General features: G+C 73.8%; 10 protein-coding genes. 1 reads left to right on the forward strand and 9 read right to left on the reverse strand.

Going from position 1 to position 11,751, the window contains the following annotated elements; translation table 11 throughout:
- Positions 1-105 precede the first annotated feature (105 nt).
- From cobC to cobM, 5 genes are read right to left on the reverse strand one after another with little or no spacing between them, the layout of a single operon-like run.
- Positions 106-1,200: an Rv2231c family pyridoxal phosphate-dependent protein CobC gene (gene cobC, locus ACFVW8_RS20725; RefSeq protein WP_389692016.1), complete on the reverse strand. Its 1,095-nt coding sequence runs from the start codon at positions 1,198-1,200 to the stop codon at positions 106-108.
- A complete protein-coding gene (locus ACFVW8_RS20730) occupies positions 1,184-2,095 on the reverse strand; it encodes a sirohydrochlorin chelatase (RefSeq protein ID WP_389692018.1) in 912 nt (303 codons plus the stop codon). Before ACFVW8_RS20730 ends, cobC begins: the two co-directional genes overlap by 17 nt.
- A 56-nt stretch (positions 2,096-2,151) precedes the next feature.
- A complete protein-coding gene (cobJ, locus tag ACFVW8_RS20735; protein ID WP_389692020.1) occupies positions 2,152-3,876 on the reverse strand; it encodes a precorrin-3B C(17)-methyltransferase in 1,725 nt (574 codons plus the stop codon).
- The gene (gene cbiE, locus ACFVW8_RS20740; protein ID WP_389692022.1) at positions 3,873-5,129 is read right to left on the reverse strand and encodes a precorrin-6y C5,15-methyltransferase (decarboxylating) subunit CbiE; all 1,257 of its coding nucleotides are present in this window, start codon (positions 5,127-5,129) and stop codon (positions 3,873-3,875) included. Before cbiE ends, cobJ begins: the two co-directional genes overlap by 4 nt.
- On the reverse strand, positions 5,126-5,974 hold the full coding sequence (cobM, locus tag ACFVW8_RS20745) for a precorrin-4 C(11)-methyltransferase (protein WP_389692024.1): 849 nt from the start codon (positions 5,972-5,974) through the stop codon (positions 5,126-5,128). The genes cbiE and cobM overlap by 4 nt, the downstream gene beginning before the upstream one ends.
- Before the next feature lie 90 nt (positions 5,975-6,064).
- Between cobM and ACFVW8_RS20750 the strand changes: the two genes are divergently transcribed.
- Entirely contained in the window at positions 6,065-6,787 is a 723-nt protein-coding gene (locus ACFVW8_RS20750; RefSeq protein WP_389692026.1) for a ZIP family metal transporter, read from the forward strand.
- Between the two features lie 5 nt (positions 6,788-6,792).
- On the opposite strand, the gene cobI is transcribed toward ACFVW8_RS20750, so the two are convergent.
- From cobI to ACFVW8_RS20770, 4 genes are read right to left on the reverse strand one after another with little or no spacing between them, the layout of a single operon-like run.
- Positions 6,793-7,539 (reverse strand): precorrin-2 C(20)-methyltransferase, encoded by a 747-nt coding sequence (gene cobI, locus ACFVW8_RS20755; RefSeq protein ID WP_389692028.1) that lies wholly within the window; start codon positions 7,537-7,539, stop codon positions 6,793-6,795.
- On the reverse strand, positions 7,536-8,984 hold the full coding sequence (locus ACFVW8_RS20760) for a cobyrinate a,c-diamide synthase (RefSeq protein WP_389692030.1): 1,449 nt from the start codon (positions 8,982-8,984) through the stop codon (positions 7,536-7,538). Before ACFVW8_RS20760 ends, cobI begins: the two co-directional genes overlap by 4 nt.
- Positions 8,978-9,577 carry a cob(I)yrinic acid a,c-diamide adenosyltransferase gene (gene cobO, locus ACFVW8_RS20765; RefSeq protein WP_389692032.1) on the reverse strand — a complete coding sequence of 200 codons (600 nt, stop codon included), beginning with the start codon at positions 9,575-9,577 and terminating at the stop codon, positions 8,978-8,980. Before cobO ends, ACFVW8_RS20760 begins: the two co-directional genes overlap by 7 nt.
- Positions 9,578-11,596 carry a putative cobaltochelatase gene (locus ACFVW8_RS20770; protein ID WP_389692034.1) on the reverse strand — a complete coding sequence of 673 codons (2,019 nt, stop codon included), beginning with the start codon at positions 11,594-11,596 and terminating at the stop codon, positions 9,578-9,580.
- Positions 11,597-11,751: the final 155 nt, after the last annotated feature.

An 11,751-nucleotide genomic window follows, 5' to 3' on the forward strand; every position in this document is an offset into this window, starting at 1 on the left:
TTCCGCGGGGTCCTCCTGGGGTGTCTTGGGGGGGGGGGGGTGTGGTGGGCGGGGGCCCCCAACCACCCCCCCGCCCGTGGGACGACACCGGCCGGACGGGAAGCGTCACCGGCCGACGGTGGTCAGCGCCTGCACCGCCTGGTCGAGCACCTGCAGGAACCGGTTGGTCGTCGTACGGTCGCGCACGGCCAGCCGCAGCCAGTCCTCGCCCAGCCCCGGGAACGTGTCACCGCGCCGGGCCGCGAAGCCCAGCATCCGCAGCCGCTCCCGTATCTCGGCGGCCCGCTCCAGCCGGATCAGGACGAACGGGGCCTCGGCCGGCTCCACCACCCGGATCTCGGTGAACTCACGGAGCCCCGCGACCAGATGGCACCGGTCCACCGCGATGCGGTCCGCCGCCGCTGCGGCCTCGGCCAGCGCCCGCGGCTCCACGCACGCCTCGGCGGCCGTCAGTGCCGGCGCCGACACCGGCCACAGCGGCTGCGCCTCCGCCAGCGTGCGCACGGTCTCGGGCGCGGCCGTCACATACCCGATCCGCAGCCCGGCCAGGCCCCAGGTCTTCGTGAGGCTGCGCAGGACGACGAGCCCGGGGACGTCCGTACGGCCGCACAGCGCCTCGCGCTCACCGGGCACCGCGTCCATGAACGCCTCGTCGACCACCAGCGTTCGCCCGGGGCGGGCCAGTTGCTCCAGTACGGCCGCGGGATGCAGGACGGACGTCGGGTTGGTCGGATTGCCGACCACCACCAGATCGGCGTCCGCGGGAACGGCGGCCGGATCCAGCCGGAAGCCGTCCTCGGCCCGCAACAGCACGCGTCCCACCTCGTGCCCGGCCGCGCGCAGGGCGGCCTCGGGCTCGGTGAACTGCGGATGGACGACGACCGGACGCCGGGCCGGCAGCGCGCGTGCGATCAGCACGAACGCCTCCGCCGCACCAGCGGTCAACAGGACCCGCTCGGGCGGCAGCCCGTGCCGCGCGGCGACCGCCGCACGCGCCGGAATCCCGTCCGGGTAGGCGGCGAGCGAGCCCAGCGACGCGGCTATCCGCTCCTTGAGCCAGGCCGGCGGGGTACCGGCCCGTACGTTGACGGCGAGATCGGTCAGATCCCGGCCCCGTCCCCGTACTTCCGCGTCACCGTGATGCCGCAGATCGTGCGCGCCCGCGCCTGTGGCGTCGGGGCGTTCAGTGGGAGTGTGCATGACCGCCATGGTGGGGGTGGTGGTGATGGCCGTCGTCGTCAGGGTGGAAGTGCGGCTGCTGCGGCAGTCCCACCTTGTCCTCGAAGCCCGGCAGTGCGATCCGGTACACGCAAGAGTCGCAGTTCATCCGCAGATCGCCCTTGACGGCCTCCCGGTAGCGCTCCATGACCAGATCGAGCAGTTCCTCCGCGGCGCCGATCACTTCGGCCGACCGGACATCCAGCTCGGGACGGGCGGCGGCCCACTCGCCGGTCTGGTGACGCACCCGGTCCGGCAGAATGCCGGTGAAGAGGAAGTACGGCAGAACGACTATGCGCCCCGCACCCAGCTTCACGCAACGGTCCAGACCGGCCGGCACATCGGGCGCGGCCAGCGAGACGAACGCCGTCTCCACCCCCGCATACCCCCGGCCCTCCCAGAACAGCCGCGCCGCCTTGTACACCTCGGCGTTGGCGTCCGGGTCGGTGGAGCCGCGCCCGACCAGGAGCACGGTGACCTCGGAGCGGTCGGTGTCGCCCAGCACCGCCTCCACCCGCCGCTCCAGCACCCTCAGCAGTGCCGGATGCGGGCCCAGCGGACGCCCGTAGGTGTACGAGATACCGGGGTGGCGCTCCTTCTCCCGGGTCAGCGCCGCCGGGATGTCGCCCTTGGCGTGCCCGGCGGACACCAGCATCATCGGGACGGCGGCGAAGTGCTTGACGCCCTGCTCGACGAGCTCGGTCACCGCGTCGCCGAGCGGCGGCGGCGACAGCTCGATGAAGCCGCCCGCGACGGGCAGCTGCGGGTTGCGGGCGCCCAGTTCGGCCACGAAGTCGCGGAAGGCGGCGGCCCCGCCCTCGTCCCGGGTGCCGTGGCCGGCGATCAGCAGCGCGGGCTGGGCGGAAGGGGTGTTCACAGGTTCTCCTCGGTGTTCATGGGGGGTGGCGGGGTGCTGCGGGCCGGCGGGGCGGTTCACCCGGCTGTTCCGTCCGCCGGGGCGGCCGTGGCCGACTGCCAGCGGTAGCCGCGCGGGGTCACCATGCGGCCCGCGATCTCCCGGGTGGCCGTGTTGCCGACGGTCACGACCGTCATCATGTCGACCGTCGCCGGGTCCAGTCCGGCCAGCGACGTCACCCGGCTGCTCTCGTCGGGGCGGGAGGCATTGCGTACGACTCCGACCGGAGTGGCCGGCTCCCGGTGCCCGGCCAGGATCGACAGCGCCTTCGGGAGCTGCCAGTCGCGGCCCCGGCTGCGCGGGTTGTAGAACGTCACGATGATGTCGGCCTCGGCCGCGGCCCGCACCCGGCGCTCGATGACCTCCCACGGCGTGTGCAGATCGGAGAGGCTGATCGAGACATGGTCATGGCCCAGGGGAGCGCCCAGGATCGCGGCGGCAGCCAGCGCGGCCGTCACCCCCGGCACGCCCACCACATCGATATCGGCGCCGGCTTCGGCGAGGGCGGGCGAGGCCATCGCGTACACGCCCGCGTCACCGCTGCCGATCAGTGCCACGGCATGTCCCCTGCGCGCCTCGGCGACCGCGGTACGGGCCCGCTCCTCCTCGGCGCCCAGCCCCGACTCCAGGACTGTGGTGCCGGGCCGCAGCAGGTCCCTGATCTGGTCGACGTACTGGTCGAGCCCGACCAGCACCGAGGCCCGCCGCAGCTCCTCGCGGGCGCGCGGCGTCAGCAGATCGCGGGCGCCGGGGCCCAGCCCGACGACGGCCAGACGCCCGCGCGGAGCCCGGCGTACCACCGCACAGGTGGCCATCGCCGCCCGCCCCTCGGGCTGCGACTTCCGCTTCGGTACGAGGAGCTCGCCGCCCCCGGCGAGCGCCGCGGCCTCCGCGACCGAGGGCGTGCCGACGGCGTCGAGCGGCGCGTCGGAGGGGTGCGGCACCTCGATCCGGGCCAGCTCCTCGGCCGGATACGTCCGCAGCGGCACCCCGAGCCGCGCGGCGGCGGCCACGATGCCCGGCTCCTGCGCCTTCGCGTCCACGGTCACCAGCTCCGCGACGCTCGAGGCCGAGAGACCGGCCCCCTCCAGCGCGTCCCGAATCAGCCCGAGCACCTCTTCCTCGGGGGCGTTCTTGGACGCGCCGACCCCGACGGCGAGCGAAGCGGGCCGCAACACGGCTTCCCGCGCACCGAGTTCCACGATCCGGTCCGTGATGTGCAGCGCCACGGGACCCGTGGCCCCGGAGCTCACATTCGGCGGCAGCGCCGGCAACGGCCGTACCGCGTCCGCCCGCAACGCCACCGGCGCACCGTCGAGCATCGCCCGCGACACCCCCGCGACATCGCCCTCCACGGGAAGCCCGAGCATGTCCAGACCGGCGATCCCCACCGAGTCCGTCGCCGTCGTCACCACCGGCGCCGCGCCCAGCACCTCACCTACCGCCACCGCCAGGGAGTTCGCCCCGCCGCCGTGCCCGCCGAGCAGCGCCACCGCATGGCGCCCCGACTCGTCGACGCAGACGATCCCGGGATCGGTCGCCTTGTCCGCCAGCAGAGGTGCGACCAGCCGCACCACGGCCCCCGTCGCGAGGAAGCACACCAACTGCTCGCACTCGGCGAACGCCCGCCGCACGGCCTCGCGCACCGGGCCTTCGTAGACCACGGCACTGCCGGACCAGGCCGCGGCCAGCCGGTCGCGGGCGACGGCGCCCGCCGCCGTCGCGGAGATGAGGCCGATCACTGGACTGCTCCTTCACTCGCACGAACCGCGGGGCGGGTGCCCCACAGCAGAAAGACCGGGTTGGCCGCGGCGAGCCGGGTGACCTCACCGGGCAGCGGCGCCAGCCGGGACGACTGGAGCAGTACCCCCTCGGGCTCGAACCCGGCGGCGGCCAGGGCCGACCGCACCGGCGGCACCCGGTCCAGGGCGGCCACCGCGACCACCACGGCACGCCTCGCCCGGCGGGCGCAGGCGGCCACTATCGCGGGCAGCTCACTGCCGCCGCCCCCGACGAACACCGCGTCCGGGTCGGGCAGATCGGACAGCACGGTCGGCGCGGCACCGTGTACCGCCCGCACGTACACCGCGTGCGCGGCCGCGTTCGCCCGGACCCGCTCGACCCCGTCCGCCGTCTTCTCGACGGCGACGGCCGCCGCCCCGAGCCGGGCGCACTCCACCGCCACCGACCCCGAACCGGCACCGATGTCCCAGACCAGATCACCGGTGCGCGGCCCGAGCCTGGCCAGCGCCAGCGCCCGCACCTCGAACTTGGTGATCATCGAGTCGCGATGCTCGAACTCCGCCTCGTCCAGCGCCCACCCGGCCGGACCGGCGGCCGGACCCGCCACCGTCCGTACCGGCGACAGGGCCGCCGCCTCGTCCAGGCAGAGCACCACACTCACCGGGTCGGGCCATTCCCGGGCCGCCGCCTCCCGGGGAGTCAGCCGCTCGACCCGTTCGTGCTCCGGGTCCCCGAGCGCCGTCGCGACGACCAGGACGCGCTCCCCGCTCCGGTACGCCAGCCCGGCCGCCAGCTCGGCAGGCCCGGCACCGGGCCCGGTCAGCACCGCGACCTTGGGGTGCGCGAGGCACACGTTCACCGCGGTGCGCGGATCCCGCCCGTGCGCGCTGACCACCACCGCGTCGTCCCACGGGATCCCCAGCCGGGCGAACGCGACCGCGATCGAGGGAGCCCCGGGCCGCACATCGAGCGCATGCGGCCCGAACCGCTCCGCCAGCGCCCGCACGATCCCGAAGAACCCCGGATCACCGGAGGCCAGCACCACCACCCGGGCCCCGTCCCCGGCCAGCTCCTTGCCGATCCGGTCGAGCGCCGGGGCCAGCGGCCCCAGCACCACCCGGCCGGCCCGCTCCGGGAGCGACGCGGCGTCCAGATGGCGCCGCGCCCCGACCACCAGCGTGGCCCCGTCCAGCGCCTCCCCCGCGTCGGCGGGGAGCGGCACCCCCGTCCCCGTACCGAAGACCCGGATCACGAGCCGGACCGCTGGGCGCGCAGCTCGGCACGGGCCGCCTTGTCGGCCTTGCGGTAACCGTGGAAGTGACCCGGGTGGTAGAGGTGCGAACGGGTGCCCGACGCCGACAGGGCGGGGCCGACGAGGAAGAGCGTGTGCTTCCAGAGCTTGTGCTCCTTGACCGTCTCCTCCAGCGTCCCGATCGTGCAGTGCAGGATCAGCTCCTCCGGCCACGTCGCCTGGTACGCGACCACGACGGGCGTGGACGTGGGGTAGCCGCCCTCCAGCAGCTCCTGCGTCAGCTGGCCGGACCGGGCCGCCGACAGGAAGAGCGCCATCGTCGTGCCGTGCCGGGCGAACTCCCGTACGTCCTCGCCCGGCGGCATCGGCGTCTTGCCGCCGCCGAGCCGGGTCAGGATCACCGACTGCGCCACCTCCGGAATGGTCAGCTCGCGCTGTGCGATCGCCGCGACCGCCGAGAACGAGGAGACCCCGGGCACGATCTCGACCGCGACCCCCAGCTCACCGCACCGGTCGACCTGCTCCTGCGTACCGCCCCACAGGGCCGGATCGCCGGAGTGGATACGGGCCACCTTCAGGCCCTCGTCCGCCGCGCGCCGGTACACCTCGACCACCGCTTCGAGGGACATCTGCGCCGAGTCGAGGATCTCGGCGCCCTCCCTGGCGTGATCGAGGACCTCGGCCTGCACCAGGCTCGCCGCCCAGATCACGATGTCGGCGTCCGCGATGGCCCGTGCCGCCCGGAAAGTCAGCAGGTCGGCGGCGCCGGGGCCGGCACCGACGAACGTCACGGTGCCGCGGGTGGGCGCGGCGACTGCGCCGGCTGCGTCGACTGCTTCGGACATGGAACGGTCCTTTCGGGACAAGAAACAACGGGACATGACAGTGGGCGCCCAAAGATGCGGGCACCGGGGTCAATCGGCTAGCAAGAGCCCATGGCGGTGTTCGTCGCGCTCGGCGCGTTCCTGATGACCCTGGCCGGTGGCTGGGTCGCCCAGCGCGTCACCGACCGCCGCCACCTGGTACTCGGCTTCGCCGGCGGACTGATGCTCGGAGTGGTCGGCCTCGACCTGCTCCCGGAGGCGATCGAGGCCGCGGGCGGCCACGTCTTCGGCGTACCGGCCGCCCTGCTGCTGTTCGTGGGCGGCTTCCTCGTCGCCCATCTCGTGGAGCGGCTGCTCGCGGTACGCCAGGCGGCACACGGCGCGAGCGAGGAACGCGTGCCCCAGGTCGGAATGACAGCGGCGGCGGCGATGGTCGGCCACAGCCTGATGGACGGCGTGGCGCTCGGCGCCGCCTTCCAGGTCGGCGGCGGCATGGGCGCGGCCGTCGCCCTCGCCGTCATCACCCACGACTTCGCCGACGGCTTCAACACGTACACGATCACCAGCCTGTACGGGAACGCCCGCCGCAAGGCCCTCACGATGCTGTACGCGGACGCGGCGGCGCCCGTCGTCGGTGCGGCGACGACGCTTCTGTTCACCCTTCCGGAGGAACTCCTCGGCTGCTATCTCGGCTTCTTCGGCGGCGCGCTGCTCTACCTGGCCGCCGCCGAGATCCTGCCCGAGGCACACCACGACCACCCGGCCCGCTCCACGCTGCTGTGCACGGTCGCCGGAGTCTGCTTCATCTGGCTGGTGGTGGGCGTCGCGGGCTGACCGCCTCACAGCTTGCCGCCCCGCCCGCCGTCGCGCGGTGCGGGCGCGATCAGCGTGGAGAGATACGGCAGGGGCCCGTCGGCCAGCTCCGCCGCGGGCCGGATCGACTCCTCGGGCAGCCCGAGCGCCGAACCCCACACCGCGTCCCCGGTCCGTCCCGTCTCGCGCAGCGCCGTCGCGACCTCTGCGGCCAGCCGCCCGAACTTGTACGCGACGACCGTCCCGGGCCCCTCCAGGGCCTCCTTCAGCACGGCCGCCCCGGCGGTCACCGGCACCAGCGTCAACGGCTCGGTGCCCTCGGTCAGCACCGCACCGCTGCGCGCGGCCAGATCCTGCATGGCCGTGATCCCCGGCACCGTCACCACGGCCGTGCCCGGCAGCAGCTCACCGATGGTGTGCGCGAGATAGGTGAACGTCGAGTACACATTGGGATCGCCGATCGTCGCGAACGCCACCGAACCATGCGTACGCAGCAACTCCGCGACCCGCGCCCCCGCCGCGTCCCACGCCGCCTCCCGGCGTGCCCGGTCCGTCCGCTCGTTGAGGGCGAACACCACGCGCACGACCTTCTCGGCACCGACGTAATGCAGCACGGTCGCCTCGGCACGCCCCCGCTCACCGGTGTCCATCACGGGCACCACGACCACGGAGGCGTCCCGCAGCGCGTTGACCCCCTTGACGGTCACCAGCTCCGGATCACCGGGCCCGACGCCGACCCCGACCAGCGTGCGCATCACTCGTCCCTCGTTCATCCCTTGCACCTCTCAACGAATCGGCGGGCCGTACCGGGCGCCGAGGCCCCATGCGTATGCAGATAACTCGCGTGCACGCCCCGCTGCACGAACCCCTCCACGCGCCGCTCCGGCAGGTGCATGCCCCAGGCCGGTGCGTCACCCGCCCCCGGCTCCAGCACGGTGCGGTGGAACTCGTGCCCCCGCATCCGGGTCCCGGCAGCCGCGAGCACACTGTCGGAGATCGCCACGGCGTCCCGGTAACCGAGCGTCAGCCGCTCCGACATCCGCCCCTCGGCCGCCAGCACCCCGCACATCGGCAGCCCGTCGAGCGAGCGCGCCAGATACAACAGCCCCGCACACTCGGCGGCCACCGGCGCCCCCGACGCCACCAGCTCGGCGACGGCCCTGCGCAACGGCTCATTGGCGGACAGCTCGGGCGCGTACACCTCGGGAAACCCACCCCCGATGACAAGCCCCCGGCTCCCTTCGGGCAGAGCCTCGTCCCGCAACGGATCGAAGGGCACGACGGTGGCTCCGGCGGCAGTGAGGAGCTCGCTGTGCTCCGCGTAGGAGAAGGTGAACGCGGACCCGGAGGCGACGGCAACCACCGTTCCCAGCCCCTCCGGCGTACCCCCCAGCCCCTCCGGCGTTTGAGGAGCGGGGGTCCGGGGGCGGAGCCCCCGGCTACGGGAAGGGGCGGGTAGGGGAACAGCCTCGCCGCAGGGGCCCACCGCCTCCGCCGCGCTCCACACCTCACCCGGCACAGGAGGGGCAGACCGCGCCAGAGCCAGCAGCGCATCCAGGTCACACCCGCCCCGCACCTGCGCCCCCATCGCCGCGACAGCGGCCACCGCATCGCCCCGCCGCTCAGCCACCGGCACCAACCCGAGATGCCGCGACGGCACAGCCACCTGCTCCGCCCGCCGCAACACCCCGAGCACCGGCACCCCGGACTCGTCCAGGGCCTCACGCAACAGCGCCTCGTGCCGGTCCGAGCCGACCTTGTTCAGGATCACCCCGCCGATCCGCACCTGCGGATCCCACGAGGCGAAGCCGTGCACCAGCGCCGCCACCGACCGCGACTGCGACGACGCGTCCACGACGAGGACCACCGGCGCCCGCAACAGCTTCGCGACCTGCGCCGTCGAGGCGAGTTCACCCTGCCCCGACGCCCCGTCGTACAGCCCCATCACACCCTCGACGACCGCCAGGTCACAGCCCTGCGCACCGTGCGCGAACAACGGAGCCATCAGCTCCGGCCCGCACATGTACGCGTCGAGGTTCCGCCCCGGCCGCCCCGTGGCGAGGGTGTGGTAGCCCGGGTCGATGTAGTCGGGCCCGACCTTGTGCCCGGACACGGCGAGCCCGCGCCCGGCGAAGGCTGCCATCAGGCCCGTCGCGACGGTGGTCTTGCCGCTGCCGGACGCCGGTGCGGCGATGACCAGACGCGGAACATTCACCACTCGATGCCCCTCTGGCCCTTCTGCCCGGTATCCATCGGGTGCTTGACCTTCGACATGTCGGTCACCAGATCCGCCGCCTCCACCAGCGGGGCCGGCGCGTTGCGCCCGGTGATCACCACATGCTGGTTACCGGGCCGGTCACGCAGCACCTCGACCACCTCGTCGGTGTCGACCCACCCCCAGTGCATCGGGTAGGCGAACTCGTCGAGGACGTACAGCCGGTACGTCTCGGCGGCGAGGTCACGCTTGACCTGCTCCCAGCCCTCGCGGGCCGCGGCCTCGTTGTCCAGCTGCTGATCCCGCTGGACCCAGGACCAGCCCTCGCCCATCTTGTGCCAGGCGACGGACCCGCCCTCGCCGCTCGCGCCGAGTACCTTCAGCGCGTTCTCCTCGCCGACCTTCCACTTCGCCGACTTCACGAACTGGAAGACCCCGATCGGCCAGCCCTGATTCCAGGCGCGCAGGGCAAGCCCGAAGGCCGCCGTCGACTTCCCCTTGCCGATGCCGGTGTGCACCACCAGCAGCGGCCGGTTGCGGCGCTGCCGGGTGGTGAGCCCGTCGTCCGGCACACTGACCGGCTGTCCCTGCGGCATTTACGCTGCCCTCCTGCTGCTGTCCTGAACGTCCTTGACCAGCCCGGCGATCGAGTCGGCCCGCAGCTCGTCGAGCGTGACGGCGGTGCCGCCCAGCTCGCCCGCGAGACCCGCCGCGAGACCGAGCCGCACCGGACCCGACTCGCAGTCCACGACGACGGACGCCGTGCCCTCGGCCTCGTGCAGCCGGGCCGCCCGCGCGGCCAGCGCCACCGGCTCCGGACCGCCTGTCGCCCGCCCGTCCGTCACCACGACCAGCAACGGCCGTCGCGACGGATCGCGCAGCCGCTCCACCCGCAGCACGTCATGGGCCTTCAACAGCCCGGCGGCCACCGGGGTGCGGCCCCCGGTCGGCAGCGTCTCCAGCCGTGCGGCCGCAGCGTCCACCGACGACGTCGGCGGCAGCACCACCTCGGCGTCCTTGCCCCGGAAGGTGACCAGCCCGACCTTGTCGCGCCGCTGGTAGGCGTCCAGCAGCAGGGACAGCACCGCGCCCTTCACGGCGGTCATCCGCTGCCGGGCTGCCATCGATCCGGACGCGTCCACGACGAACAGGACGAGATTGGATTCGTGACCTTCTCGTACCGCTTGCCGTAGATCGTCCCGCCGCACCACCAGACCCCGCCCGGACCGGCCCCGTGCCCGCTGATGCGGGGCCGCTGCCTGCACGGTCGCGGCCAGATGCAGCTTCGTCAGCGCGCCCTGCGGCCGCCGGGCACCGGTCGTCCGCCCGTGCTCGGTACGCGCCCGGGACCGCCGCCCCGCCGCGCCCTCGCCCAGACCCGGCACGCTCAGCATCTTCGTGCGGAACGGCTCACCGGCCCGCACGGGCTGCTGCTCGCCGCTTCCGCCGGCCTGCCCCTGTTCCTTCTCCCCGCCCTGCTCGGGCACGGACTGCGCGGGCGTGTCGTCGGCCCCGTCCTCGCCCTGCGGCGGCGTGTCGGGCCCGTCGCCCTGCGGCGGCCGGCCACCGCCACCGGGGCCGTCCGGGTCCGGATCGTCGTCCTCGCCGCTGTTCTGCTCCAGCGTGTCGTCGAGCTTGTCCTCGTCGAGCCCCGGCGCGTCGAACGGGTTGCGCCGGCGCCGGTGGGGGAGTGCGAGCAGCGCGGCCTGCCGTACGTCCTCGGCGAGCACGTCCGTACGACCGGCCCAGGCGGCCAGCGCGGTGGCGGTGCGGGCCATCACGATGTCGGCCCGCATCCCGTCGACCTCGAAGGCCGCACAGGTCGCGGCGATCTGCCGCAACGCGCCGTCACCCAGCCGGACTTGCGGCAGCAGCGCACGGGCGGCCACGATCCGGGACCGCAACGCGCCTTCCTCGTCGGCCCACCGGGCGGCGAACGCGGCCGGATCGTCGTCGTACGCGAGCCGTCGCCGCACCACCTCGACCCGCAGATCGGTCTCACGGGAGGCGGCGACCTCCACGGTCAGCCCGAACCGGTCGAGGAGCTGAGGGCGTAGCTCACCCTCCTCGGGATTCATGGTCCCGACGAGCAGGAAGCGCGCGGCGTGCCGTACGGAGACGCCTTCGCGCTCCACGTAGGAGGCGCCCATGGCGGCGGCATCCAGCAGCAGGTCGACCAGATGGTCGTGGAGGAGGTTGACCTCGTCCACGTACAGGATTCCGCGATGCGCGTCGGCGAGGAGCCCCGGCTCGAAGGCCTTCACGCCCTCGGCGAGCGCCCGCTCGATGTCGAGCGCCCCGACGAGCCGGTCCTCGGAGGCGCCGACGGGCAGCTCCACGGTCCGCGCGGCCCGCGACACGCCGGACCCGCCTTCGTGGGGGCCATCGGGACACGCCGGATCGGGGGAGTCGGGAGCGCAGGAGAACCGGCACCCGGGGACGACGGACACCTCGGGAATCAGCGCGGCCAGGGCCCGCACGGCGGTGGACTTGGCGGTGCCCTTCTCGCCGCGCACGAGGACGCCGCCCACGGCGGGGCTCACCGCGTTGAGCAGCAGCCCGAGCCGCAGATCGTCCTGCCCGACGATGGCGGTGAAGGGATAAGGCGTACTCACAAGGCCTCCTTGACGAGGGAGCATTCAAGCCCGTCCGGGCCGAATCCAAGCGCCGCCGGGGCACACTCAAGCCCCTCCGGCGATTGAGGAGCGGGGGGCCGGGGGCGGAGCCCCCGGTTACGGGAGGAGTGGGGTCTCCCCTGCTCGAAAGAAGT

It is taken from the genome of Streptomyces sp. NPDC058221 (assembly GCF_042882365.1).
Lineage (GTDB): Bacteria > Actinomycetota > Actinomycetes > Streptomycetales > Streptomycetaceae > Streptomyces.